We start from the raw sequence: 26,025 nt of genomic DNA, 5'->3' as shown, positions 1-26,025 counted from the left end.
CCCGCTCGGAAGGACACCCCGTCGATGACCGATCTCACGACTCTCACGACGACGACCCGGGCCGGGGTCCGCGGCTTCCGCGCGGGCGACGGACCGCGGCTGGTGGAGACGTGGCGGCGGAGCGCGCCCGCCGACCCCGTCACCGCGGACCGGTTCCGCTCCCTGGTGCTCCTCGACCCCAACTTCGACCCGGACGGCCTACGGGTCGCCGTAGACGGCGAACGTGTCGTCGGCGCCGCCTACGCGGTGCGCCGGCTGACCCCGATGGCCGGCACCGACCTGGAGCCCGAACAGGGCTGGATCCCGTTCTTCTTCGTCGACCCGGACGCCCGCGGCCTCGGCCTCGGCCGCCGGCTGCTGACCGAGGCCCTCGAGTGGCTGCACGGCCACGGTCGTACCCGGGTGGACTTCTCCTCGTACACCCCGAACTACGTCTTCCCCGGCCTGGACGCGGAGGCCTACCCGGAGGCGGCCGGGCTCCTCGACTCCCTGGGCTTTCGCACCCTGTACGAGGCGGCGGCGATGGACCGCGTCCTGGTCGGCTACCGCCTCCCGGCGGACGTCGCGCTCCGGGTGGCCGAACTCACCGCGCGGGGCTACCGGTTCGGCACCCCGGCCGACGACGACCTGGTGGACCTGCTCGCGCTCGCCGGGGGCCACTTCGGGCCGGACTGGGCGGCCACGATCCGGGCGTGCCTGACCGCGGGCACGCCGCTCGACCGGATCGTCGTGGCCCGCGACCCCGAGGGCCGCATGGCCGGCTGGGCCATGCACGGCGCGTTCGACTCGGTCGACGAGCGGTTCGGCCCGATCGGCGTGCTGGAGGAACTGCGCGGCACCGGTCTCGGAGAGGTCCTGCTCCACCTGGTCCTGGAGCGGATGCGGGCGCTCCGCGCGCACTCCGCGTGGTTCCTGTGGACCGGCGCGCAGTCGCCGGCGGGCCACCTCTACCGCAAGAGCGGCTTCACCACCACCCGGGTGTTCCGGGTGATGCGCCGGGAGGCCGCCCGGTGACACCGTCACCGAGCCGGTCACCGGGCCCCTCACACCGCCGCTCACCGGGCCGGTCGCTGAGCCGGCGTGGCTTCGCGCTCGGGCTGCCCTCGGCGCTCCTCGCGTCCGGGTGCGCCGCCCCGCACGAGGGGACCGGGCGGGCCGGTGATCCGGTCGTCCTCACCCTGCTCTCCCACTACGCGAGCGGGGAGCTGAAGAAGGCCCTACAGGGCCCGGTGGACGAGTGGAACGCCCTGCACGACCGGGTCAAGGTGCGGACGAAAGCCGTCGAGTTCACCGACCTGCTGACCACCTTCATGGTCCGGCAGGCCGCGGGCCAGGGCACGGACATCCTGCACCCGTACTGCCTGTGGAACGGCCAGCTCGTCCGGGCCGGAGTGCTGCGGCCCGCGCCGCCCGAGCACGCCGAGGAGATCCACCGCGGCTACGGCGCCGCCGCGGTCGGCTCCGCGTCGGTCGACGGCACGGTGTACGGCTACCCCACCGAGATGCAGACGTACGCCCTCTACTACAACAGGCGACTGCTGCGCGAGGCCGGCGTCGACGGCCCGCCGCGCACCTGGCCGGAGCTGGAGCAGACCGCGTACCGCACCGCCCGGCAGGACCGCTACGGCAACACGCTCGTCCAGGGGTTCGGCCTGTCGACCTTCGACGACTCCACGACCGTCGGCCAGACCCTCGCCCTGCTCAACGCGGCCGGCGGGCGGTTCGTGTCGGCGGACGGCAGGAGCACCGCCATCGACTCGCCGGCCGGCCGCGCCGTCCTCGACCTGGAGCGCCGCCTCGTGGACCGGCACGCGAGCGCCCCCGCCGTCAACGTCTACCAGGCGTTCGCCTCCGGCCAGGTCGCCATGGTGATCAGCGCCGGCTGGTGGACCGCGAACCTGAAGGCGCTGATGGGCACCGCCTACCGTGACGTCGGCGTCGCTCCCGTACCCCTGCCCGCAGCGGACGGCAGGCGCGCCACGCTCTCCACCGGCTTCATGCTCGGCGTCAACACGGCCAGCCGGCATCCGCGCGAGGCCTGGGAGTTCCTGCGCTGGCTCAACACCGAGAAGGTGCGCGGCACGACCCGGATGAGCGCCCTGCAGGCATCGGTCGGCTCCCTCACCGGCCGCGCCGACGACATGCGGAGACTCCTCGGCTCGGGCGGCGACCCGAACCTGCACCCGTTCCTGGACGCGCTGGCGTACGCCGTACCCGAACCGAACGTGCCGGGCGCGCAGCAGGCCAAGTCACTGCTGCGCAAGAACGTCGAGGCCCTGTGGACCGGTCAGCAGACGGTCGACGAGGCCTTGCGCTCCACCCGCCGCCAGGTCGACCAGGAGGTGTCGCGGTCATGGTGAACGCCACCCTGGCACCGGAGCCGACCGAACGGGCGGCGCGCGAGAGGTCCGCCGCCGACGGAGTCCGCGTCCGCGCCCGGAACCGGCGCCGCCAGGCCGTCGTCGCCTACCTCTTCCTGGCCCCGACGCTCCTGTTCTACGCCGTCTTCCTCGCCCTCCCGCTCGGCTTCGCGGTGCTGCTGTCGACGTCCCGGTGGGCCGGGTTCGACCTCGGTGACATCGACCCGGTCGGCCTGGACAACTTCGCCGGCCTGTTCACCGCCGGCTCGACGTTCCTGACGCCGGTCCTCACCAACACGCTGCTGTTCGCCCTGGGCACGGTGGTCCTCGCGCTCGCCGGCTCCGTGCTCGTCGCCACCTGCATCGACAAGCTGCGGTTCCAGGGGCTGTGGCGCACCCTGTACTTCCTGCCGATCGTCACCACCGTCGTCGCCGTCGGCAACGTCTGGAAGTACATGTACCAGCCGGGCGGCCTCGTCAACGGTGTCCTCAACGCCGCCGGGCTCGGCTCGGTGGCCTTCCTCCAGGACCCGGACACCGCGCTGCCCTCGGTGGTGGTCGTCCAGGCCTGGGCCTCCGTCGGCTCGGCGATCCTCGTCCTGACCGCCGGGCTGAAGTCCATCCCCGAGTCGTACTACGAGGCCGCCGCGCTCGACGGCGCCGGGCCCGTGACCGTCTTCTGGCGGATCACGCTGCCGTTGCTGCGGCCGTCCCTGCTGTTCGTGTGCGTCACCCAGTTCCTCACCGGTCTCCAGTCCTTCGCGCTGATCATCGTGATGACCAAGGGCGGACCCGGGGACGCCACCGACGTGGCCGCCCTCGAGATGTACCGGCAGGCCTTCTCCTACGGTGACTGGGGCACCGCGAGCGCCGCCGCCTTCGTGCTGTTCACGGTCGTCCTCGCGGTCACGCTGGTGCAGTTGTGGCTCTTCCGGCGCAAAGGGGAGGACGCATGATCCGCCGCCGAGTCCCGTGGCTGTCGTATCTGCTGGTCGGCGTCGGCGCGGTGCTCACGGTGGTGCCGTTCGCCGACATGCTGATGACCTCCTTCAAGGGACCGGACGAGGCCGGCACGCTGCCGTACCGGTTCCTGCCGAAGGCGTTCGACCTGTCCAACTACCGGGCGGCGATCCAGCAGCTCGACCTTCCGGTGCTCTTCCGCAACAGCGTCGTCGCCACCACCACGATCACCGGTTCGGTGCTGCTCACGTCGTCGCTCGCCGGCTACGCGCTCGCCAAACTCCGCTTTCCCGGCCGGGCCTTCGTCTTCCGTCTCGTGCTGTCGACGATGATGTTCCCGCCGTTCCTCTTCTTCATCCCGCACTTCCTGATCCTGGTGCACTGGCCGCTGGCCGGCGGCAACGACCTCCTCGGGCGCGGCGGCGCCGGACTGACCGTCAGCATCGTGGCGCTCGCCATGCCGTTCCTCGTCAGCAGCTTCGGGATCTTCCTGACCCGCCAGTTCATGGTCTCGATCCCGGACGAGGTCCTGGAGGCCGCGCGCATCGACGGCGCCGGCGAGTTCACCGTCTGGTGGCGGATCGTCGTCCCGCAGACCAAGCCGGTCCTGGTCACCCTCGGCCTGCTGACCTTCGTCGACGCCTGGAACGAGTACATCTGGGCCCTGCTCGTCTCGACCGCCAACCCCGACGTGATGACCCTGCCCGTCGGCATCCAGTTCCTCCAGGACTACGTCGACCCGACCCGCACCCTGCCCATCGTCATGGCCGGCCTGGTCCTGAGCGTCCTGCCGGTCCTGGTCCTCTTCCTGCTGCTCCAGAAGTACTACATCAGGGGTGTCATGCTCAGCGGCCTCAAGTAACGGGTGAGGCGGCGGCAGTGAGCCGGGCCCCGGCGATCTGCCGGGCGGCCCGCTGCGGGGTGACGCCGGTCGCACGCGCCAGGTCGGGAACACGGCCGACGGTGTCGCCGATGCCCTCCACCCGCCGGAGGGCGGCCTCGTGGCCGTGGTTCTCCGATTCCCGGCCGAGCGCGTAGACGATGCCTCCGGCACCGGCGACGTAGTCGGGGATCCAGACCACGCCGTGTGCCGCGAGGGCATCGGCGACTGTCGAGGTTCCCGGCGTAGGCGGGCAGGTAGTGGGCGGCGCCCTCGACCTCCAGGAAGACCGACACCTCGAGGGGCTCGTCGGTGCCGGGGGAGAGGGTGCGCGCAGCGGGTCGTCGTCGGCGGCGGCCTTCTCGAACCACTGGTGAAGTGCCGGTATTCGAGGGTTGCAGTATTCCGGGACTGGTCAGCTCCGGCTCGTGAGGCATCTGGCCGCCGGGAGCGAGTCGAAATGTTCATTGGTTTTGACAGCGCCAGGGCGCTCGGCAGGGACGCCGAGCAGCAGCTGGCGACAGTGGCTGACGAGAGGTGGGAATGAACCAGCGGCCCGCGCGTGGTCCCGGCCAGACCCTACTCGCGGATGCCTGCGGCTTCGATCGCGCGTCGGCGGGTCGCACGCCAGGCCGCTCCCGACGCGGTGACCACGGTGACGAGGGCGCAGAGCACGACGGTCCCCAGGACCTGCGCCCACGGGATCAACGTCGGCGCGCCGGTCACGAGTCTGCTCAGCGAGACGTGCTGGGTCACTGCGGCGAGTCCGGTCGCCACGGCGGCGAGTACGGTGCCGACGACCACCGCCACAGCAGTCTCGGCGGCGGCGACCTTCACGATCTGACTACGCACCGTGCCGGCCAGCCCGAGCAGGGCGAACTCCTTCCGCCGCCCGGCCATCGCCATGATCAGCGTGTTGGCGACCGCGATCAGCGCGTAAGCCAGTGCGATCCCCAGGATGACCACCGCGGCGTTGTTCGTCTGCTCGGCGGCGTGCGCGCGCTGGGCCTCCAGGTAGGCGCCATAGGCCAGGACGTGCGCGCCGGAGCCGGCCAGCGCCTGGTTCACCGCGGCCGTCTGCCGCTCGTCGAGCGGCCGGCCCGGGCCCGCCGTCGAATCGAGATAGACCTGGCTCGGCATCACCGCGCCGGTCAGTGACGCGGACACATAGGTGTCGTCGCCGTTCAGACCGCGCGCGACCACTGCCGCGATGACGGTTCGGACCTTCTCGCCGGTCGGCAGCAGCGTGACCACGTGGTCCCCTGCCGACAGGCTGTCGGACTGGGCCGCGTGCTCGTCGACGACCAGGAAGTTGTCCGGCGGCGAGGCGAGGGACCCGGAGAGCACGGGCGGCGTGATCGTGGCGCCCAGCGCCGCCGCGGGCACCGCGTTGGTGGTGAGCGAGTCGATCTGCTCGCCCTGGGCGGTGCCGATCCGGACGTTCATCGAGGTCACCGGGGTGACCCGGAGCCCGGGCACGGCCGTCAGCCGCCGCAGCGTGCGGGCGTCGATCCCGGAACCGCCGGGCACGACGACGTCCGCCGCCTTGGTCTCCTGCTGCTGGCGGGCGAGGACCGCGGCGTCACCGGACTTCTGCATCGTCAACAGGGCGCCGACCAGCCCGACGGCCACCACGATCGGCGCCACCATGGCGGCCGTACGCCGCCGGGAGGTGAGGATGTTCTCGCGCACCAGCAGCGGGCCGGCCTTGGCCGAGCCGCGCAGCGGGCCGGTCAGCAGCCGGGTGACCGGTCGCAGCAGGATCGGCGCCAGCAGGGTGACCGCCCCGACGTAGAGGACCGGCACCGCCTCATACTTGCGGGCACTGGACGCCAGATACGGCTCGGTCCGGGAGATCACGATCCCCGCGACGACTGCGCCGATCAGCATCCCGATCCCGAGCAGCCAGCGGATCGGCGTCAGACCGCGACGCTCCACCACGCTTTCGCGCAGCACCTCGATCGGCCGGATCAGCGAGACCCGGACGAGGGTGGCGGCCGAGCCGGCCAGCGCCGCGGCCACGCCGATGACGAAGGAGATCAGCAGCGGCAGCGGGTTGAAGGGGATGGCGAACCAGGACGGGGCGACGTTATGGTCGAGCATCCAGGAGCGCAGCGGCATGGTGCCCAGCGGTGCGAAGACGCAGCCGGCGGCCGCCGCCGCCAGGCCGATCAGCATCGCCTCGCCGAGGACCATGCGCCGCACCTGCCGTGGCGCGGCGCCCACCAGCCGCAGCAGGGCCAGTTCGCGGCGGCGCTGCTCGGTGGCGAAGGCGAAGGTCGCGATGACCACGAACACCGCGACGCACACGGCCAGTCCGGTCGTACTGCCCGCCATCGCCTGGGCGTTGGCCAGCGCCTGGGCGCCGCCGGTGGAATCGGGGTCGACCCGGGTCAGGTCGTGGCCGCTGAGGACCACGGCCCGGCCGCCCACGAGGGCAGACAACTGTTTCGCGTCCTGGTCGGTGACCAGTGCGTTGACGCCGGGCGACAGGCGCTTCGCCTCAGCACCACTGAAGAAGACCGCGTTCTCGAACCAGAGGACGTCGGTGACGCCCACCACCCGGTAGCGGCCGGCGCCGTCGGAGGTGACGGCCTCGGCTTCACGCCCGATGAGCGATCTGGCGCCACCGGCGACGACGATCTCGTCCGGGGCCTGCGGCGCGCGCCCGGCCACCAGGTGGTATCCCGCGAAGCTGGCCGAGGTCCAGGGGTGGCCGGTCGTCTCCCCAAAGCCGGGATTCAGCCGTACCGGGAAGCTGCGGTCGGCCGTGGCCTTCCCGGCCTCGGTCGCCTTGGTCACAACGTCGGCGGGCAGCACCGCGGGGGCCCTCATCGGGCGCCCCTCGAAGCCCTGCGGCGCGATGACGGTCAAGGCTTCCTTGAACCGCTGCGGCCCCGGATGCGGCGTGCCAAAGGTGGCCGCCAGGGTCAGCGTCATCATGCCGATCATCGTCGTGCCGAGGGCGAGGGCGAGGAAGGCGCCCACGGAGCCCATCAGACGGTGCCGGAGGGTGGCTGCGGCGATACTCAGCACGGCTTCGTCTCGCTCTCGCCGGGCTCCAGCGCGGCCATCCGCAGGGCCACGGTCTCGGCCGTCGGCTCGGCCAGCTCGCCGGTCACCTGGCCGTCGGCGAGGAAGACCACGCGCTGCGCGTACGAGGCGGCCACCGGGTCGTGCGTGACCATGATCACCGTCTGTCCGTGCTGCTCGACGACGCCACGCAGCAGAGTCAGGACCTCACGCGCGGTACGCGAGTCCAGCGCACCGGTCGGCTCGTCCGCGAAAACCACCTTGGGCCTGGTCACCAGCGCCCGCGCGATCGCGACGCGCTGCTGCTGACCACCCGACAGTTCGGCCGGCCGGTGCTCGCCCCGCTCGGCGAGGCCGACCTCGGCCAGCCCCTTGTCGATCAGCGCCGGATCGATGGAGCGCCCGGCCAACCGGAGTGGCAGTTCAATGTTCTGTCGGGCCGTCAGTGCCGGAATCAGGTTGAAGGACTGGAAGACGAAGCCCATGTGCTCGCGGCGCAACTCCGTCAGCGCCCGCTCGGAGAGCCGGTGCAACGGCACACCGTCCAACAGGATCTCGCCCGCGTCGACCCGGTCCAGGCCCGCCGCGCACTGCAGCAGCGTCGACTTGCCCGAGCCCGAGGGGCCCATGATGGCGGTGAAGGTACCCGCCGCGAAGTTGACGTCCACCCCATCGAGCGCCCGCACCCGGTTGTCGCCACGGCTGTACGCCTTGTGCACGGCGGTCAGGCAGGCAATGTGGCCCAGCCTCTCCGCACCGACGAAGGCCGGACTCGAAGCCTGTGCCGGTAGAGCCTTGTTCCGGAGCACTCGCTCGCCTTTCCATAGGGGCATCGGTCACCCGCCGCACCGACGCTAGGGCCGTTCGTGGCATCCACGCCTCCGGACTGTCCCTGATCTCACCCCTGAGGAACCCCTGACCCGAGTTGGCGGCGGCCGTGCGGCGCAGCCACTGCAGGACGCGGTAGGGATTTTCCGCGCCGGTCCGGACGACGGTGAGGGGTTGAAGTGGCTGGGCCACGCTTGCGCCGTCTACGGAAAGAAGGTCGGTCACGCGGGCGGCCAGGGTGCAGCGGGGACAGTGGTGGCCTGAGTAGAGGTCCGCCGCCTCACCGCAGGCCGAACAGCGCTCGACCCGTTCGTCGGGGAACGAGCACGCCTTGCACAGGAGAGTTCCCTCGGCGGTCTGACCGAGCAGAAAGCGATGTCGACTGCAAGAGGCGCACGGTGCAGGAGTCGACAGAGTGGCCCTGTAGCAGGAGTCGCACACTGGCCCTCGCGGCCAGAAGACCTTGACCTTCGTGACCTTGCCGCACAGGGCACATGCGCACTCTTCGCGAGGGCGGCACGTGTCGCAGTGGAACGGGCCCAGGCCACCGTTGATGTGGTGACCTGGGCGGACCCTTTCACAGATGGCGCAGGTCTTCTCGTGTCGCTTGTAGCACCGGTCGCAGGTGTCCGGCCTGGTGCCGTCGGCTCGGGCGACGATGGGAACGATCTGTCCGCAGACACCGCACAGGCGGGCAGGGGTGGAGTAGCAGCTGCCGCAGACCGGTCCGTCGGAGGTCAGTGCGTTGACCCGGCGTAGTCGTCCGCAACGGCAGCAGACCTGAGTGTTCTTGGGAGAACAGGTCTGGCAGAGGCTGGTGCCCTCGGGCAGGCGCCGGTACGAGATCATCATCCGGCGGCAGTCGGCGCATTCCTCCTTGGAACGCGTAACACGATCACGGGTTGCGACGACGGACGGCATCCGCTTGGCGAGGGGGCGTTGGGTGCTTCACAACAAGCCGGGCTCCTGGCCAGCAGCGAGCGGGAAGTAAGCAAGGAAAGTCACGTTCTCGTCCAGCGCATCGAAGTGTGCGACAGGAACGCCGGCGGGCTCGAAGAACACATCGCCTGGACGCAGAATCACCTCGGCCTCGCCCTCGACCTGGAACAGCACCGAGCCCTTGACGATGCTCCCGAACACCGGCCCATTGTGTGCATGCCGCCCTGCCGGGTGTCCCGCAAGAATATGGATGCGCCTCACCTCGACCCGCTCAGTGGTCAGTGCCATGGGCAGCCGCCCCTCCAGCAGCACCTCGCGGGTCATCGGTTGCTCAGGGGTCGGGGCACTTCCCATGATCGAATCCTCCTGCGCCTCGTGATCACACCGAGCCTGAGTCTACGAAGCACACGTGTGGCTGTGCGATCAGTTCCAGCAGGAGAGAACCTTCTTCAGTCGCCTCCAACAGATGAGACTGCAGCCCAACGATAGGAAGGCGTCGTGGAGTTCGAGGCGTCGTTCCCATCGGACGGCGAGGCGTTTGACTGATGGAGTAGGGCAAAGGTCTGCTCGACGACGTAGCGGAGCTTTCCCAGGCCCTTGATGTCCGGGGTGCCCCTGTGAGAGATCACCGGCATGATCCGGCGTTTGCGCAGTTCGCGACGGACGGCCAGGGAGTCGTACGCCTTGTCACCCAGCACTGCGTCGGGGCGTCGGCGGGGATGGCCTGGCCGCCCGGCCACTGGCGGGACGCCGTCGACGAGGGCCAGAGTCTGCGTGATGTCGTTGACGTTCGCCGCAGTGGTGATGACCTTGAGCGGGGTGCCCTTCCCGTCGCAGATCAGGTGGTGTTTGCTGCCCGTCTTGCGCCGGTCGACCGGCGACGGGCCGGTCGCGGCTCCCCCTTTTTTCGCGCGGACGTGGGAGCCGTCCACGCACGCGCGCGACCAGTCGAGTTCGCCGGCCGGGTTCAGTTCGGCGTGCAGGAGGCGGTGCAGCTGTTCGAAGACTCCGGCCTTCTGCCAGCGGTTCAGGCGCCTCCAGCACGTCTGTCCGGAGCCGAACCCCATTTCCAGGGGCAGGAGTTGCCAGGCGATGTCCTGATGCAGGACGTACAGAATGCCCTGCAGGCATAGCCGCTCGTCCACCGGCTTGGGCCCCGGTGACCGCTCGGGCCAGGGCGGCAGCAGCGGTTCGATCCGTGCCCACAAGTCGTCGTCCACGGTCCACGGCCGAGGCGTCACACGACGTGAACGGTCGAATCATCACGTCAGTCACGCTCGACCAGGGCGCCTCAACAAGATCCTGTTACGAGCTCTTGGCATCCGGCTCCTTGTTCCTGCACGGATTGCAGATGCCGCCCTCCGGTCGGCGGGCGCAGTTCCGCCTCGGCGCCCGCTCTCCGGCCCGCCCCGAGGGGACCGTCCCCGCGCTCAGCGGCGCCGGTATCCCCGACGACTGACCTTCCGGACCGTTCCCGTTCCCGTTCCCGTTCCCGTTCCCGTCACCGGTCCCGCCCGGCCGCGTCATGCCGCGCCGCCTTCCGGCCGGAGTCGTCGTCACGCAATTCTGATGAGTTCATCATTTCTCCGGGTGGAGGCACGGCTCCTGATGGCAGCACGCGCGAAGTTCCGTACCTGCTGGCCGAGTACGACTTCGTACTGGAACCGGGCTGAAAAGGACTTCTCCGCCACGTACAACCTTTCGGAGGGCCGCCGGTCTGAACAGACACACACCTACGCGAGCTGCTGGGGGGTAGCCATGCGACGAACAGGTACTGCACTGGCCGCGATGATGCTGGCGGGCGGCGGGCTGTTGGCCGGCGCGGTTCCGGCGACGGCCGCGCCGACGGCCGTCGACTGTGCCGTGACGTGGGGAAGCCTGGACAAGACCGGTGACGCTGTCGCCTCCAGGCGACTGACCGACGTGCGGACCGGACAGCACGAGTGCTTCGACCGGCTGGTCTTCGACGCCCAGGGCACGTCGGCCGACCCGATCGGCTACACCGTCCGCTACGTCGACGTACTGCACCAGGACCCGTCCGACGCCGTGGTGCCGATCAAGGGCGGAGCCATTCTGGAGATCTCGCTGTTCGCTCCGCGCTACGACCCGGCGACCGGAGTGCCCTACCCGCCGCTTCCGGCCGTCGACGTCACCGGGTACCGGACGTTCCGGGAGTTCAAGGTCACGGGTGGCTCGGAGGGGTACACCCAGGCGGGCCTGGGCGTCCGTGCCCGGCTGCCGTTCCGGGTCTTCCAGACGGCCAACCACCTCGTGGTGGACGTGGCTCACACCTGGTGACCCCGTACGGGCGGGGAGCGATCTCCCCCGGGTACTTTGGTCGGGACGCAGGCGCTGGAAGCGGGTGAGGCCGGAGTGCAGACACCGGAGGTGGCGGTGACCGCGCGGCCCGCGCCGGAGCGGCAGATGTGGCCGCTGTACGCCGCGGGGTTCACCACCGCCTTCGGGGCGCACGGCATCGCCGCGAGCCTCGGCGGCGACGCGCACATCTCGCTGCTGGTGCTGGGCGGGCTGCTCGCGCTGTACGACGGCGCCGAGGTGCTGCTGAAGCCGGTGTTCGGCACCCTCGCCGACCGGATCGGCGCCCGTCCGGTCCTGCTCGGCGGGCTGGTGTCCTTCGCCGTCGCGTCCGCGCTGTACGTCGCCGCCGACAGCCCCGGCTGGCTCTGGGCCGCGCGCCTCGGGCAGGGGGCCGCGGCCTCCGCCTTCTCGCCGTCGGCCTCCGCCCTGGTCGCCCGCCTCAACCCGGCCGCCAAGCACGGCCGTGCCTTCGGCGGTTACGGCTTCTACAAGTCCATCGGCTACACCCTCGGCCCGCTGCTCGGCGGAGTGCTGGTCCGGGTCGGCGGACTGCGACTGCTGTTCGCCGTCCTCGCGGTGCTGGGGGCGGCGGTCGCCGTATGGGCCGCGCTCGCCGTACCCGCCGTACCGCCGCTGTCCAAAGCCCGCCAGACGGTCCTCGACCTGGCCCGTCGGCTCGCCGACCCGGCGTTCCTCGCCCCCACCTCCGCGCTGGCCGCCGCCACCGCGGCACTCTCGGTCGGGGTCGGCTTCCTGCCCGTCTCCGGCCGCGCCGCCGGGCTGGACACGGTCGCCACCGGCGCCGCCGTCTCGCTGCTCGCCGCGACCGCCGCAGTGGTCCAGCCACGCGCCGGACGCGCCCTGGACGACGGGCGCCTGACCACGCGCACCGGCCTCGCCGCGGGACTGTCGGTCACCGCCGTGGGGCTGGCCTGCGCGATGCTGCCGGGACTGACCGGCATCCTCGTCGGGGCCGCCCTGATCGGCGCCGGTACCGGGCTGATCACCCCGCTCGGCTTCGCCGCGCTGGCCGCGAGCACCCCCGCCGAACGACTGGGGCAGACCATGGGTGCCGCCGAGCTCGGCCGCGAACTCGGCGACGCGGGGGGCCCGTTGCTCGTCGCCGCGGTCGCCTGGCTCGCCTCGCTCACCTACGGCTACGGGGCGCTCGCGGTCCTGACCGGGCTGGGCGCGGTGGTCGCGCTCGTCCGACGTCGGACGGTGCCGGCCGTACCCGGGGGCGAGCCGGAAAGGTGAACGGTCTCCCGGTCAGTCCAGGCGCCGGCGGCGCAGGAGGTGCCGCAGGACGAGCGCGGCGACGAGCACGCCGAGGGCGATGAGCGCGTACAGCTGGTAGCGGCTGATCGTGTCGTAGACGGCGGTGATGTGGGTGCCCGTCACATAGGCGAGGCTCGCCCACAGGCCGACCCACAGTGCCGCGCCGAGGGCGTTGAAGACCAGGAATCGGCGCCAGGGCATACCGCTGGTGCCCGCGATGATGCCGTTGACCTGGCGGAGCCCTTCCACGAAGCGGGCCACCGCGACGATCTTGCCGCCATGGTGGGTGAAGAACTGCTCGGCCGTCCGGAAGCGCTCCGGGGTCAGGAACACATAGCGTCCCCAGCGGTGCACGAAGGCCCGGCCGCCGGTGTGGCCGATCAGATAGCCGATGTTGTCCCCGGCCACGGCGGCGGCGAACGCGATGACCGCGACGGCCACGATGTTCAGTTGTCCGGCCCCCGCGTAGATGCCCGCGGCGATCAGGATGGTCTCCCCCGGGGCGGGGACTCCGAAGTCCTCCACCAGGACCACGGCACCGACGGCCCAGTAGCCGTAGTGGGTGAGCAGCGGGGCCAGATGAGCCAGCGGGCCCGGGAGCGGCGGCGCCATGCCCCCACCGTACGCGGCCGACGCGGTCGAAGGTCCGGGCGGGAACCCCGGGGAGCCGGAGGACGGCCGTCACAGGCCGCGCCAGACGTTGTCGAAGGCCGCGTCCTCGATCTCCCTGCGCTGGCGTACGGCGGCCAGTTCCGTCACGGCGTCGTCCACGGCGGCCACCACCGTCACGATCGCGTCGGAGACCGCACTCGCGAGGTCCTTGGCCGCCTCGTCCCGGATCCCCACCGCGGCCGTGAGGGCGGCGAGCACCGGCTCACCCGACGCCCAGCGCTCGTGCGCCTGCGCGCGCTCGGGCGAGTCGGCGGCCTCCGTCCGCCCGGTCGGCAGCGGCAGCCAGCGCCGCCGCTGCTGGGCCACGGTCCCGTCCGCCTCCAGGGCGTCCAGATAGGCGGCGCCCAGGCCGCGGCCCCGCCGCCACAGCCAGTCCTCGACCGACTCGTACGGCGTCTCCCGCCGCAGCGCCGCCGCAGCCTCGTCGAGGAGCCGGTCGACCGTCCCGCCCGCCGGTGCGGGCACGATGAGCTCGCCGTCGAGCGTGACCGCCCCGGCGTCGATGAGATCGACCAGTTCGGCTCCCGCGAGCGCCAGCGAGAGGTCACCCTGCTCGACGGGCCGCGCGGCGGCGTCGTACACGGTGACGAGGAACAGGTCCCGGGGTGTGGTCATGACGGACTCCCCAACAGAGGCGACGAAGGCACCAGAGCTATCTGAAGCACTAGAGGTATCAGAGGTATCGAGAGGTGTCAGGGACAACGACCGCGCCGGTGGACACGATGCCCGGCCGGACGCCGCCGCCCGTGCCGTACCACCACCATGTGCCGTCGGCAGCCGACCCGCAGCACGACGTGCGGGGCGGGCCCGAGGCAGGGAGCCGCACCGCGGCTGCGGCTCCCGCACGCGCGGTAGGCTGCTGCGCGATCAGAAGGGTGACTTCGGCCGGAGGCGGGTGGGCGTGACAGCGCAGGTCGAGCCGTCGTCGGCCGTCGGCACGGGTGGCCGGGACAGCCGGCTGGGCCCGCTCATCGTCACCCTCTTCGCGCTGTATGCCCGGGGCGAGCACAACTGGCTCTCCGTCGCCGCCGTGATACGCCTGATGGCCGACCTCGGCGTGGAGGGCCAGGCCGTACGCTCGGCGGTCTCCCGGCTGAAGCGGCGCGGGGTGCTGCGTGGTGAGCGCCACGAGGGCGCCGCCGGGTACGCCGTCTCCGCGGGCACGCCGCAGGTGCTGGAGGACGGGGTCGTGCGCGTCTTCGAACGGAACCGGGCCGCGGCCGGCGACGGCTGGCTCGTCGTCGTGTTCTCCGTGCCGGAGTCCGAGCGCGACAAGCGCCACGCCCTGCGCACCGCCCTGACCCGGCTGGGCTTCGGCACCGCGGCCCCCGGCGTGTGGGCGGCGCCCGGCATCCTGGCCGACGAGACCCGCCGCACCCTGCAACGCCTCGGGCTGGCGCCGTACGTGGACATCTTCGCCGGCGAGCACTTCGCCTTCGGTGACCTGTCGGCGAAGGTCCGCGAGTGGTGGGACCTCGACGGGCTCACCGCGCTCTACGCGGACTTCCTGGAGCGGTACCGGCCGGTGCGCGAGCGCGCGGCGGCGGGCGCGATCCCGGCCCGGGAGGCGTTCGGGATCCATCTGCCGATGCTCACCGAGTGGCGCCGGCTCCCGTACCGTGATCCCGGGCTCCCGCTGTCCCTGCTGCCGCCGGGCTGGACCGGCGACACCGCCGGCGCGCTCTTCGAGGAGCTGGACAGGACCCTCCGGGGGCCCGCAGGCGCCCACGCCCTGTCGGTCGTCCACACCTGTTAGGGCGCACGGCACCCGCGCCGACCTGGAGCGTCCACCTGCGGTGGAAGCCCGCGGGGGAGGGCCTACCGGTGGTGCGGTGACGTCAGGTAGTGCTGGCGGAGCAGTTCCTTTCCGTAGTCGTTGCCGTTGGGCGTGCGGATGATCGAGTGCACGTGCATCTGGGTCGGGACGCCCTCGGTGCCGCCGTAGGCGCCGCGCAGCGGGCCGGGCGCCTGGCAGTCGACCTCGACCCAGACCACCGGGCTGTGCACCCGGACGTAGAACGCGTCGTCCGCGCCCGTGCCGCCGGCCCACGTCACGTACGTGTCGTCGAGATGCGCCCGCACCTCGGCCATCCGCACCTTCGCCGCGTCCGCCCTGGACCGGTCGACGAACGCCTCGACGATGCCGAGGAGCTTCTGCTTCTGCGCGCGGCCGAGGGCGTTGCCGCGCAGGCCCTCGTAGGCCTGGACCGCGTTGTCGGAGAAGGCGCCGGCCTTCATCGACTCGCTGGTCTTGGTCGCGGAGACGATCGCGACCGCCTGCTGGTCGGCGGTGAGCGAGCCGACGAACGCGAGGCTCGCCAGCACCTCCTCGTGGCAGACGGTGACCGTCTCGCCGTCGATCTCCATGGAGGTCGGCTCGGAGCCCCAGAAGCAGGGGCTCATGACGACCTGGTCACCGAGGACGAAGTAGTTGACGACGCAGTGGTGGCCGTCGAACTGGAAGCCCCAGGGCTCGCTGTCCGAGGGGGTGCCCATCAGGGTCCAGTAGTAGGCGTCCTCGTTGAACGAGGCGGTGTTGCCGATCGCCTCGCCGGCCGCCTGGTTGATCTTCCGTATCTTCTCCGTGGTCTCCAGGCCGTCCGCGCTGAGCGCGGCCTTCAGCAGGGCCGTCCCCAGGTCCTTCTGCGTGTCGGTGAGGTCCGCGAGCGACACGCCCTGCCGGCTGTAGGAGTCGACGTTGCTCCACAGCCGCCACTCGGTGGAGTGGACCGTGAACTGGGTCGCGGTCTTCTGGGTGTCGGTCAGCCCGGCCAGGAAGGCGTTCGCGGCGCTGATGACGGGGGCCGTGTCGACCCTGGTCGAGTGGACCGTGAACAGGTCGTCGATCCGCTTGCCGTCCGTCGTCAGACCGAAGAACTCCTCCGTCAGCGACTGGTTGCCCGGACCCCCGGCGCCCCCGCCCGGACCGCCGCTCGGCGCACCGCTGGGGGAGGGGCTCGCCGAGGCGTCGGCGGTGCCCGTGCCGTCGTCGGCGAGCGCCGTCCAGGCCCCCGCGCTGCCCATCGTCACGAGGGCCGTCGCCCCGGACGCGAAGAACACCTTGCGCATGAAGTTGCGGCGACTCGCCTCGGGCCGCTCCGGTACCCGCTCCGGACCCCCACCGGCGTCGATCTCGGGCATGCGGCTCCCTTCGTCATGGGCGCGTCCCGCGTGGACGGCCACCGGACGACCAGCCTGCTGCGCCTAACTGAGGCTGCGCTGAACCGAGTTGCCCACACGGGCCCGGAGGTGATCGTTGACCTGGGGTTATGTGAGGAAGCTGAGGATTCAGGAAGGCATCAGGGAGATGTGCGCGGCGACGGCGTCCGCGAGCGGCAGTGTGACGGTGAACTCGGTGCGGCCGGGTGCGCTGTCCACCTCCACGCGGCCGCCGTGCGCCTGGGTGATCGCGGCCGCGATGGCCAGCCCGAGACCTGCCCCGCCCGCGGCGCCGGGGGCGCGGGAGCGGGAGGCGTCGCCCCGGGTGAAGCGGCCGAAGACCGTCGGCAGGAGATCGGCCGGGACACCCGGGCCGTCGTCGCGCACCCGGATCGCACAGTGCCCGTCGGCCGTCTCCACGGTGACGGTGATCCGGGTCCCGGCGGGGGTGTGCACCCGGGCGTTGGCCAGCAGGTTGGCCACCACCTGGTGCAGCCGGGACGGGTCGCCGGTCACCGTGGCGGGCGCGTCCAGGCGGAGCACCAGCTGCCAGTGGTGGTCCGCCCCTGCCGCGCGGGCGTCCCACACCGCGTCCCCGACCAGGGTCGCCAGGTTCACCTCGGCGGCCTCCAGCGGTCTGCCCTCCTCCAGCCGGGCGAGCAGCAGCAGGTCCTCCACCAGCCCCGTCATCCGCGCCGACTGGTCCGAGACCCGGCGCCAGGCCAGCTCGGGTTCGATCTTCCGGGAGTCCACGCCCGTCAGCATCAGCTCGGCGTATCCGGCGATCGAGGCGAGCGGGGTGCGCAGCTCGTGGCTGGCATCGGCGAGGAAGCGCCGCATGTGCTCCTCGGCGCGCTGGCGTTCCGACAGGGACCACTCCACGTGGTCGATCAGCCGGTTCAGCGCGACGCCGACCTGGCCGACCTCGGTGCCCGCATCGGTGTCCGGCGCCGGCACCCGGGTGAGCCCGCTCACCTCGCCCCGGTCGAGCGGTGCGTGCGAGACCTCCACGGCGGTGGCGGCGACCCGCCGCAGCGGCCGCAGCTGACGCCGGACCGCCACGGCCGACACGGAACCCGCCAGTACCAGCCCGACCCCGGCGATGCCGGCCTCGATCGCGACCAGGGAGTCGATCATCCGCTGCACGCCGTCCACGGGCAGCCCGGCCAGCATGGTGGTGCCGTCCTCGCTGACCGCCGTCAGCCGGTAGCTGCCCAGGCCCGGGACGGTCCGGGTACGCAGGGTCCCGTCGGCCGGGATGCCGTCGAGGGCGGCACACTGGGCCGCGGTCAGGGAGCGCGGGCCGTCGTCGGTCACCACCTCGGCCGTGGCGATCTTCTGGCCGTCCATCAGCGCGGCCAGGGTGCCGGTGTGCTGGCCGCGCTCGTTGAGGAAGCCGAGTTTCGCACCGGCCGGTGCGTGCTCCCGGCCGCCCTGGCTGTGCTCGGCGGCGTCGGTGACCCGCTGGTCCAGGTCCCTGATCAGGTAGTAGCGCTGGACGAGCACGGTCGCCACGGCCATCGCCGTGCACACGGCGGTCAGGGTGAGGGAGTGGACGAGGACCATCCGGGCCCGCAGTGAGCGCCCGCGCAGCCGGGCCAGGGCCCGTCCGACGGCGGTCATCCCTCGTCGTCCGCCGCTCTGATGACGTACCCGGCGCCGCGCACGGTGTGGATCATCGGCCGGCGCTCCTTGTCGATCTTCGCGCGCAGGCCGTAGACGTACACCTCCACCAGGTTCCCGCCGCCGTCGAACGAGCTGTTCCACACGTGGTCGAGGATCTGCGTCTTGCTGAGCACCTGGCGGGGGTGGTCCATCAGGAACCGCAGCAGGTCGAACTCCTTCGCGGTGAGCGAGATCGGCGTGCCGCCCCGGCGCACCTCGCGGGTCCGCTCACCCAGCACCAGGTCGCCGAGGACCCGTACCCCCTCCTCCGCGGCGACCTCGCCCGCCCCGGAGCGGCGCAGCAGCCCGCCCAGCCGGAGCATCACCTCCTCCAGGGAGAAGGGCTTGGTCACGTAGTCGTCGGCACCGGTGGCGAGCCCGTCGAGGCGGTGCTCCACCGCGTCCCGGGCGGTCAGCATCAGCACCGGCAGCCTGGCGTTCTCGTACCGGAGCCGGCGCAGCACCTGGATCCCGTCCAGGTCCGGCAGCATGCCGTCCAGCACGACGGCGTGCGGTCCGCAGGCACGGGCGGTGCGCAGCGCGCCGTACCCGTTGCGGGCCACGTACGGCTGCCAGCCCGCCGCGCTGACCGCGACCGAGAGCAGTTCGGTCAGCTCGGGCTCGTCGTCGACGATCAGCACCCGGATCGCGCCCGGTGCCGGTGTGGGGGTGTCAGGCATGCACGGATGCTCTCGCGGCGGCCTGTACGAGAGCTGTGGAGGCCGCGGCGACCGTGCCGCGGACCCCGCGAAAGGGCCCCGGAGGCGTGACACCCCCCATAGGAGCCAGATCACATCCTATCCGGCGTCGTAGGAACGGAACGCCCTGAACTGGCGACAAGGCGCCCAAAAGGGGCATTACATCCATTCATTCCGAAGTCGGGTAGTACGTCACATCATTGCGGCCCGCTCCGCCGACCGCTAACCATTGCTGTCGTCGCCGGGAGACGGGCGACGGGCCGAGCGGATCACGCCGGGCCCGCCCACTCCCGCCGGTAGTACGGGCTCCGCCCACCGCCGCCGCCCACCGCGGCCGGCGCCGACGCCGTCCCCCACCGGAGAGTTGCTTTCACATGACCACGATCAACCGCACCCGCATCGCCCGCCTGCGCACCATCGGCCTCACCGGCCTCGTCACGACGGGTGCCGCGGCCGCCGCCCTCACCCTGATGCCGGCGAACGCACAGGCTGCCGAGATGACGCAGGCGCACACCTCGACCGCGGTCACGGCCTCCTCCGGCGACAGCAGCCGCACCGCCTCGCAGACCGGTTCCGCCCACAACCTCGACGGCTGGATCAAGCAGTCCCTGCAGATCATGAAGTCCAAGGGCATCCCGGGCAGCTACGAGGGCCTCAAGCGCAACATCATGCGCGAGTCCGGCGGCAACCCGAGCGCCCAGAACAACTGGGACGTCAACGCCAAGAAGGGCACCCCCTCCAAGGGCCTGCTCCAGGTCATCGACCCCACCTTCAACGCGTACCACGTCGCCGGCACCTCGGGCAGCGTCACCGACCCGGTCGCCAACATCACCGCTGCGGCCAACTACGCCGCCCACCGGTACGGCTCCATCGACAACGTCAACTCCGCGTACTGACCCGGCCGTCGTGCCGTAGCAGGAACGAGTCGACGAGGGGGTCGGCAGACCCCTCGTCCGCCGGACCGGCCGACACCGGCACGCGGGAGCGGAGCGGACCCCGCCTCTGACGCCCGCCGCGGTCACGGCTCGCGGTGCTCGTGTGCCGCCTGTTCCAGGGCGGCGGCCTCCGCCTCGGCGATGCGGGTCTCCTCCTCGACGTCGATCGAGCGGGTCAGCCACCAGTACAGCAGCGCCGAGACCGGCAACCCGATGAACAGGGAGATGTCGGCGCCGTCGAGAGCCTTGGCGGCGGGACCGACATAGAGCGTGCCGACCGAGAAGAACGGGATCATGACGGCGAACCCGACCAGGTACGAGACGATCCCCTGCCAGCCCCAGCGGCCGTAGATGCCGTTCGGCTTGAAGATCTCGGCGATCGCGTAGTGGCCCCGGCGCACCACGTAGTAGTCCATCAGGTTCACGGACGTCCACGGGATGAACAGGTAGAGCACCAGCAACAGGAAGTTGTTGAAGTTCGTCAGGAAGTTCGACGTCGCCGCCAGGGCGCCGATCAGGGAGAGCGCCGCGGTCACCACGAGGGTGACCAGACGCACGCCCAGGGTCGGCCGCACCCGTCGGAACGAGTCGATGGCGCTGATCAGCGTCAGCGAACCGCCGTACATGTTCAGGGCCGTGACGGAGATCAGGCCCAGCGCCGAGAACAGCAGCACGATCGCGCCGAAGCCGTCGAAGACCTTGTCGCCGGCGGCGTTGATCGACGGGATCGTGTCGAAGCTGTCACCCGCCCAGCCGGCCAGCAGCGTCCCCAGCACCATCAGCCAGATGCCGCCGAGCGCCGAGCCGAAGTAGGTCCAGTAGAAGGTCTTGCGGACGGTGACGTCCGGCGGCAGATAGCGCGAGTAGTCCGAGACGTAGATGGCCCAGCTGATCTGGTAGCCGGCGACCACGCCGAACTGCGCCAGGAACGGGGTGGCCTTGAAGGCGCCGAGGTCGAAGGAGCCCGCCGGGTAGTGCAGCGTCACCAGGACACCGACGGTGAAGATCCCGAAGACGACCAGGAACGTGTAGGTCAGGAACCGCTCGGCCTTGTGGATGACGTCGTACCCCACCAGCGCCACGACCAGCCCGATCACCGTGACCACGACCACCCACAGCTTCACCCCGCCGTGGATCGTCGTGTCCAGGGCCTGCCCGGCCAGGATGGTGTTGAACACGTTGAATCCCGCGTACTGCACGTACGCGAACAGCCACACCAGCAGCGCCCCGACGTAACCGAACTGCGGGCGGGACTGGATCATCTGCGGCAGTCCCAGCTGCGGCCCCTGCGCCGAGTGGAACGCCATGAAGAACGTACCGATCAGCGTGCCCGCGACGATCGCCAGCAGCGACCAGATCAGGTTGCCGCCCTCCGTGATGCTGATCAGCCCCACCGCCAGGGTGGCGATCTGCGCGTTGGACATGAACCACAGCGGACCCAGATGCCACAGCTTGCCGTGCCGCTCGTCCAGCGGCACGTAGTCGATGGACCGGACCTCCAGACCGCTCACCCGCGGTTCCGCCGATGTGCTCATGGCACCTCCCAGGCCCAGGTCCGTCGCTCTGACCTCATTCTTCCCCCGGACCGATACGGATGAGGCCTACGGAATCCGTGTTCCGCACACCGGAAGACCCGTCTCGCGCGCGGACCTGTCGTCCTGCCCGCACACGGCCTTGTCGCCCTGCTCACAGCCAGCCCTGTTGCCCTGCTCACAATCGGCCCCGAACCGCTCCAGGCGTGGCGGCGGTCATGTCGCAGGACGGACATTTTGTCTACGTTCGCAGGTCTGCGTCCCCCCGACCCGAACTGCGAAGGTTCCCGCCATGCTCAACCGAACCCTGTCCGTCGTGGCCACGGTGGTGACCCTGCTCGCCGGAGCCGCGCCGGCGGCCATGGCGGCCGACGCCGGCTCCGGCACCACCGACTTCCGCACCGTCGTCCAGGCGCAGGGCCCGGCCCGCGTGACCGCCGCCGTCCTCGATCTGGACGGCACCGGCGGGGAACCCGCCGTCTACGGCGACGACACGCCGTACGACACGGCGAGCATCGTCAAGGTCGACATCCTCGCCGCCATGCTCCTCCACGCGCGGGACCACCGGCGCGCCCTCACCGCCCGGGAGAGCGCCGAGGCGGAGGTGATGATCCGCGACAGCGACAACACCGCGGCCACCGCACTGTGGCGGGCCATCGGCGAGGCCCCCGGCCTGGCGTCGGCCAACGAACGGCTCGGACTGACCTCGACCCAGGGCGGCCCCGGTGGCCTGTGGGGACTCACCCGGACCACCGCCGCCGATCAGATACGACTGCTGCGCGCGATCTTCGGCACCGGCGCCACGCCCCTCGACACGGCGTCCCGGAACCGTATCGGCACCCTGATGACCGAGATCGCCACCGACCAGTCCTGGGGCGTCTCCGCCGCCGCCGACGCCGGGTGGGCGCTGAAGAACGGCTGGCTCATGCGCACCACGACCGCCCGGTGGGACATCAACAGCATCGGGCGCATCACGAGGGGCGGTCATCACTACCTCGTCGCGGTCCTCTCCGACGGCAACGCGTCCATGCCGGACGGCGTGAACCTGGTGGAACGAGCCGTCCGCACCGCCGTCTCCGAGACGGCCGCGCACTGACCCCCTTGGCCCACCGCAACCCGCCCGCCGCCCGAAATACCCCTAACGTGCACTAGAGGCGACGGAGGCCGGCAACGGGAGGCAGGGTGGCGGGTGCGGGCGGGCCGACGGCCGGGCGGGGCCGCACGCGCCGGTGCCGCGGCGCGGCACCGTACAGCCGGGCCGCACGCGCGATCCGGATCCCGAAACGGGCCCGCGACCCGCGCGCCTCCGCCTCCGCCAGCGCGGTCGTGGTCCCCGCCCTGCGGATCGCAGCCGCCTACGCCTGGCGGCTCATCGTGGTCGGCATCGTCGTCTACGGCGTCTTCGTCGTCCTCGGCCGCTTCCAGCTGATCGCCGGCGCCGTGTTCCTGGGCCTGGTCATCACCTCGGTACTGCGCCCCCTCGCCGACCTGCTGGCCCGGTGGCTCCCCAGGCCGCTGTCCGTGGCGGTGAGCCTGGTCGGCAGCATCTGCCTGTTCTTCGGCCTGCTGGCCCTGGTGGGCAACGCGGTCGCGCAGGAGTCGGCGACGCTGGCCGACGAGTTCCGCGGCGGCATCCACCGCATCGAGGTATGGCTGCAGCGACCGCCCTTCCGGCTCGGCCCGGGCGCCCTGTCGCACCTCCAGCAGCAGATCGTCGACTACATCCAGGCCCACCGCTCCAACCTGGCGAGCAGGGCGCTCAGCGGCTTCGGCACCCTCGTCGAACTGGTCACCGGAGGCGCGCTCGCGCTCTTCACCTCGGTCTTCTTCATCCACTCCGGCGAACGGCTGTGGGCCTGGACGAGCAGTGAACTGCTGCCCGTCGGCGCCCGCGGCGCCTGGGACCGGGCGGGGCACGCGGCCTGGCGGACGTTCGCCGGATATACCCGCGGCATCATCATCGTGGCCGCCACCAACGCCGTCCTCGTCGGCATCGCCCTGCTCGTCCTGCGGGTGCCGCTCGCGCTGCCGCTCACCCTGCTGGAGTTCTTCGCCACGTTCGTCCCGCTGGTCGGCTCACCGGTCGCGCTGAGCGTGGCCACGGTGGTGGCGCTGGCCGGGCGCGGTCCGCTCACGGCCGCCGCCGTCCTCGTGCTCATCGTCGTCATCGGCCAGCTGGAGGGGCATGTGCTGCATCCGCTGGTGATGAGCTGGGCGGTACGGCTGCACCCCCTCGTCGTCGCCGTCTCCGTCATCGCGGGCAGCATCGTCGCGGGGGTGATCGGCGCCGTCGTGGCCGTGCCGTTCATCTCCGTCGTCTGGTCGGTGGCGCGGGCCCTGCGCCCGGTGCCGCCGCCCTGACCCGGGAGCCGGAAACTCAGCCCTCCTTGGCGGGGCGACGGCCGCGCTTCGACCCGTGCCGGGTACGACCGGACGGCGCGGAGGCGCCGGGGACGTCGGGCGCTGAGGCGAACTCGGATGCGGCCGGAGTGGCGGAGGGGCCGGGAACCCCGGCCGCGGCGGGCGCAGCGGACGGCACGGCAGGGCGGGGTGCCGGCATGCCGTCGTCCCAGGCCTCGTGCGCGCCGAAGGGATCGGCCGGCCCGTCCGCGAGCAGCGCCGCCAGCTCGGGCGTGGCGCGTGCCCTGACGGTCGCGAGCGCCAGCGTGTCGGAGTCCGACCCGGTGCCGCTGCGCCAGGTGACGGTGCCCGGGAGCATGACGAGGGAGGTCGTGCCGGACTCCGCGGCGGACGGCCGCAGCTGGACCCGGATGCCGTGCCGGTCGGCGAGTCTGCCCACCACGAACAGGCCCATGTACTGGTAGACGTCGGCGTCGGCGGTCGGGGGGTTCGCCAGCTTGTGGTTGATCAGCGCGAAGTCCTCGGGCGCGAGGCCGATGCCCTGGTCATGGATCTCGACCATGATCCGGGTGTCGGGCAGCCGGGTCGCCGTGACCCGGACCGTCGAGCGCGGCGAGGAGAACGAGGTGGCGTTCTCCAGCAGCTCGGCGAGCAGATGCACCAGGTCGGTGACGGCGCGGCCGTGGATCTCGGCCTCCGGGATGCCCTCCAGCTGGATCCGCTCGTACTGCTCCACCTCGGAGGCCGCCGCCCGGATGACGTCGACCAGCGGCAGCGGGTGGTCCCACTGCTGGGTGGGGCGCTCGCCGCCCAGCACCAGCAGGTTCTCGCCGTTGCGGCGCACCCGCGTGGCCAGGTGGTCCAGCCTGAACAGGTTCGCCAGCTGCTCGGGGTCGGCCTCGCGCTCCTCCAGGTCGGTGATCAGGGCGAGCTGGCGCTCGATCAGCGACTGGTTGCGGCGGGAGAGGTTGGTGAAGATCGTGTTGACGTTGCCGCGCAGCAGGGCCTGCTCGGCGGCCAGCCGGACCGCCTCCCGGTGCACATGGTCGAAGGCGCGGGCGACCTCGCCGATCTCGTCGGTGGTGGTGATCGGGATCGGCGTGACCCTGGTGTCCACCTGGCCGGGCACGGCCTGCGACAGCTGGGTGATCACCGCGGGCAGCCGCTGCTCGGCGATCTCCATCGCCGAGGCGCTGAGCCTGCGCATGCCCCGGCTCATCGAGCGCGCCACCCAGGCGGCGAGGAGAACGGCCGCGAGTACGGCGCCGAGGGCGACGGAGCCGTTGGTGATCGCGTCCCGTCTGGCGTCGGCGGCGATGCTGCGGGCAGCGGCGAGGGCGGTGTCGGTGAGATGCACCTCGATGCCCCGGTAGGCGTCGAAGGCGAGCGCGGAGGCGGCGAAGAACGACTCGGGCGTGATGCCCTCGGCGGCCAGCTGCTCGGTCGTCCGCCCGGCGGCGATCTCGCTGATCATCTTCGTCAGGGCCGGCGGCGTGACGAAGGCCTGCCCGGCGGCCTTGGCCTTCCGGGCGGCCTCGGCCGTCTGCTGTACACCCTTCTTCTGCGCGTCCGCCAGCGCCGCCCGCAGCCGGGTCATGTCCCCGGCGGTGCCGGCGCCCGCGTACTCCTGGAGGCCCACCTGCTCCAGGTAGGCGTAGGAGCTGAACGAGCCGAGCTGGGTCTGCAGTTCGCCCCCGGCGAGCGCGTCGCGGTTCTCCACCAGCAGGTGTGTGCCGATACTGCGGACCAGGGACTCCGCCGCCTGGGTCAGGGAGATGGCGTACAGGGTCCGCCCGAAGCTCGCCTGGTTGTTGCTGCCGAAGCCCAGTTCGTTCGAGAGCTCCATCAGCGGGTGCTGGACGGCGTGGTAGCTCTCCTCCGTCTGCACCCCCGACGACTTGGCCGTGAACGCGTCGGCCCGCACCGCCGCCAGCTGTTTCTCGCCCGCCCGCACCAGCTCGATCCGCCGGGTGAGTCCCGCGGTCTTCGGTGCCCGGGCCACCGCCACGTCGAAGGCCTTCGCGTCGGCGTCGGTGACCTTGCGGGCCGCAACCACGGCGGGGGCGTCCCGCTTGCCCTGCAGGAGCGGGATGACCGAGACGTCGCGCTCGTTGATCGCGTCACTGGCGTAGGCGTTCGCCGCCTGCACCAACTCCGCCACGTGCACCGCGTCGTTGGCGTCCCGCAGCGTGTCGATCGAGTTCTTCACCCGGAGGCCGCCCAGGCCGAGCGCCGCGAGCACCGGGATCAGCAGGATGGCCTGGAGGCGTCTTGCGACGCGCCAATTGCCGGTCAGAGGTCTGGACTTGGACAAGATCGTCCCATTTCACAACAGGGATGGCGTGCAGGGCTGTGCGCAGCCCGACGTTCTGTGGCCAATTTCTAACACCCAGCGATCGGAATCGG

General features: G+C 71.5%; 22 protein-coding genes and 1 pseudogene. 10 read left to right on the top strand and 13 right to left on the bottom strand.

Translation table 11 applies throughout. The annotated features are described in order from the left end of the window. Positions 1-24 precede the first annotated feature (24 nt). From ACFY6U_RS35290 to ACFY6U_RS35275, 4 genes are read left to right on the top strand one after another with little or no spacing between them, the layout of a single operon-like run. Positions 25-1,014, top strand: a complete 990-nt coding sequence (locus ACFY6U_RS35290) for a GNAT family N-acetyltransferase (RefSeq protein WP_390044799.1) — start codon at positions 25-27, stop codon at positions 1,012-1,014. After that, positions 1,011-2,360 (top strand): ABC transporter substrate-binding protein, encoded by a 1,350-nt coding sequence (locus ACFY6U_RS35285; RefSeq protein WP_390044797.1) that lies wholly within the window; start codon positions 1,011-1,013, stop codon positions 2,358-2,360. Before ACFY6U_RS35290 ends, ACFY6U_RS35285 begins: the two co-directional genes overlap by 4 nt. After that, positions 2,354-3,316: a carbohydrate ABC transporter permease gene (locus ACFY6U_RS35280; protein WP_390044795.1), complete on the top strand. Its 963-nt coding sequence runs from the start codon at positions 2,354-2,356 to the stop codon at positions 3,314-3,316. Before ACFY6U_RS35285 ends, ACFY6U_RS35280 begins: the two co-directional genes overlap by 7 nt. Next, positions 3,313-4,182, top strand: coding sequence for a carbohydrate ABC transporter permease (locus ACFY6U_RS35275; protein ID WP_390044793.1), 870 nt, complete (start codon positions 3,313-3,315; stop codon positions 4,180-4,182). The genes ACFY6U_RS35280 and ACFY6U_RS35275 overlap by 4 nt, the downstream gene beginning before the upstream one ends. Here ACFY6U_RS35275 and ACFY6U_RS35270 read toward each other — a convergent pair. From ACFY6U_RS35270 to ACFY6U_RS35245, 6 genes and pseudogenes are all read right to left on the bottom strand, one after another. Beyond that, positions 4,175-4,402, bottom strand: a complete 228-nt coding sequence (locus ACFY6U_RS35270; RefSeq protein ID WP_390044791.1) for a hypothetical protein — start codon at positions 4,400-4,402, stop codon at positions 4,175-4,177. The genes ACFY6U_RS35275 and ACFY6U_RS35270 overlap by 8 nt on opposite strands. A 28-nt stretch (positions 4,403-4,430) precedes the next feature. Further along, positions 4,431-4,529 (bottom strand): annotated as a pseudogene (locus ACFY6U_RS35265) (acetaldehyde dehydrogenase (acetylating)); the annotation flags it as partial. Between the two features lie 250 nt (positions 4,530-4,779). After that, on the bottom strand, positions 4,780-7,236 hold the full coding sequence (locus tag ACFY6U_RS35260) for an FtsX-like permease family protein (protein WP_390044789.1): 2,457 nt from the start codon (positions 7,234-7,236) through the stop codon (positions 4,780-4,782). Beyond that, positions 7,230-7,952 (bottom strand): ABC transporter ATP-binding protein, encoded by a 723-nt coding sequence (locus tag ACFY6U_RS35255; protein ID WP_390044787.1) that lies wholly within the window; start codon positions 7,950-7,952, stop codon positions 7,230-7,232. The genes ACFY6U_RS35260 and ACFY6U_RS35255 overlap by 7 nt, the downstream gene beginning before the upstream one ends. A 1,057-nt stretch (positions 7,953-9,009) precedes the next feature. Then, on the bottom strand, positions 9,010-9,354 hold the full coding sequence (locus ACFY6U_RS35250; RefSeq protein WP_390044785.1) for a cupin domain-containing protein: 345 nt from the start codon (positions 9,352-9,354) through the stop codon (positions 9,010-9,012). Positions 9,355-9,423: 69 nt separating this feature from the next. Continuing rightward, positions 9,424-10,241, bottom strand: a protein-coding gene (locus ACFY6U_RS35245) for an IS5 family transposase (RefSeq protein ID WP_390044783.1) whose coding sequence is annotated in 2 segments (ribosomal slippage) — positions 9,424-9,545 and positions 9,545-10,241 — 819 coding nt in all. Because the reading frame shifts where the segments join, the coding sequence is not laid out codon by codon here. Between the two features lie 517 nt (positions 10,242-10,758). Between ACFY6U_RS35245 and ACFY6U_RS35240 the strand changes: the two genes are divergently transcribed. Continuing rightward, positions 10,759-11,298, top strand: a complete 540-nt coding sequence (locus tag ACFY6U_RS35240; protein WP_390044781.1) for a hypothetical protein — start codon at positions 10,759-10,761, stop codon at positions 11,296-11,298. 126 nt (positions 11,299-11,424) lie between these two features. Next, positions 11,425-12,576 (top strand): MFS transporter, encoded by a 1,152-nt coding sequence (locus tag ACFY6U_RS35235; RefSeq protein ID WP_390045000.1) that lies wholly within the window; start codon positions 11,425-11,427, stop codon positions 12,574-12,576. Positions 12,577-12,588: 12 nt separating this feature from the next. Here the strand turns inward: ACFY6U_RS35235 and ACFY6U_RS35230 are convergent, their stop codons facing one another. Together ACFY6U_RS35230 and ACFY6U_RS35225 are read right to left on the bottom strand one after the other, a co-directional pair. Next, positions 12,589-13,209: a DedA family protein gene (locus ACFY6U_RS35230; protein ID WP_390044779.1), complete on the bottom strand. Its 621-nt coding sequence runs from the start codon at positions 13,207-13,209 to the stop codon at positions 12,589-12,591. A gap of 69 nt (positions 13,210-13,278) precedes the next feature. Further along, positions 13,279-13,884, bottom strand: coding sequence for a GPP34 family phosphoprotein (locus tag ACFY6U_RS35225; protein WP_390044777.1), 606 nt, complete (start codon positions 13,882-13,884; stop codon positions 13,279-13,281). A 286-nt stretch (positions 13,885-14,170) separates the two neighbouring features. On the opposite strand from ACFY6U_RS35225, the gene ACFY6U_RS35220 reads away from it, so the two are divergent. Continuing rightward, entirely contained in the window at positions 14,171-15,025 is an 855-nt protein-coding gene (locus ACFY6U_RS35220; protein WP_390044775.1) for a PaaX family transcriptional regulator C-terminal domain-containing protein, read from the top strand. A 62-nt stretch (positions 15,026-15,087) separates the two neighbouring features. Here ACFY6U_RS35220 and ACFY6U_RS35215 read toward each other — a convergent pair whose 3' ends face one another. From ACFY6U_RS35215 to ACFY6U_RS35205, 3 genes are all read right to left on the bottom strand, one after another. After that, entirely contained in the window at positions 15,088-16,410 is a 1,323-nt protein-coding gene (locus ACFY6U_RS35215; RefSeq protein WP_390044773.1) for a DUF3500 domain-containing protein, read from the bottom strand. Positions 16,411-16,557: 147 nt separating this feature from the next. Next, a complete protein-coding gene (locus ACFY6U_RS35210) occupies positions 16,558-18,051 on the bottom strand; it encodes a sensor histidine kinase (protein WP_390044771.1) in 1,494 nt (497 codons plus the stop codon). Then, a complete protein-coding gene (locus tag ACFY6U_RS35205) occupies positions 18,048-18,773 on the bottom strand; it encodes a response regulator transcription factor (RefSeq protein ID WP_390044769.1) in 726 nt (241 codons plus the stop codon). The genes ACFY6U_RS35210 and ACFY6U_RS35205 overlap by 4 nt, the downstream gene beginning before the upstream one ends. A 392-nt stretch (positions 18,774-19,165) precedes the next feature. Between ACFY6U_RS35205 and ACFY6U_RS35200 the strand changes: the two genes are divergently transcribed. Then, on the top strand, positions 19,166-19,687 hold the full coding sequence (locus ACFY6U_RS35200) for a transglycosylase SLT domain-containing protein (protein ID WP_390044767.1): 522 nt from the start codon (positions 19,166-19,168) through the stop codon (positions 19,685-19,687). A 122-nt stretch (positions 19,688-19,809) separates the two neighbouring features. Here ACFY6U_RS35200 and ACFY6U_RS35195 read toward each other — a convergent pair whose 3' ends face one another. Further along, positions 19,810-21,261 (bottom strand): purine-cytosine permease family protein, encoded by a 1,452-nt coding sequence (locus ACFY6U_RS35195; protein WP_390044765.1) that lies wholly within the window; start codon positions 21,259-21,261, stop codon positions 19,810-19,812. A gap of 289 nt (positions 21,262-21,550) precedes the next feature. On the opposite strand from ACFY6U_RS35195, the gene ACFY6U_RS35190 reads away from it, so the two are divergent. Then, positions 21,551-22,354 (top strand): serine hydrolase, encoded by an 804-nt coding sequence (locus ACFY6U_RS35190; protein ID WP_390044763.1) that lies wholly within the window; start codon positions 21,551-21,553, stop codon positions 22,352-22,354. An 86-nt stretch (positions 22,355-22,440) separates the two neighbouring features. Beyond that, positions 22,441-23,619 (top strand): AI-2E family transporter, encoded by a 1,179-nt coding sequence (locus ACFY6U_RS35185; RefSeq protein WP_390044761.1) that lies wholly within the window; start codon positions 22,441-22,443, stop codon positions 23,617-23,619. 16 nt (positions 23,620-23,635) lie between these two features. Here ACFY6U_RS35185 and ACFY6U_RS35180 read toward each other — a convergent pair whose 3' ends face one another. Further along, positions 23,636-25,933, bottom strand: coding sequence for a nitrate- and nitrite sensing domain-containing protein (locus ACFY6U_RS35180; protein ID WP_390044759.1), 2,298 nt, complete (start codon positions 25,931-25,933; stop codon positions 23,636-23,638). Positions 25,934-26,025 lie beyond the last annotated feature (92 nt).

The organism is Streptomyces sp. NPDC013157 (assembly GCF_042899865.1).
Classification (GTDB): domain Bacteria; phylum Actinomycetota; class Actinomycetes; order Streptomycetales; family Streptomycetaceae; genus Streptomyces.
This window is presented reverse-complemented; position numbering and strand designations above follow the sequence as displayed.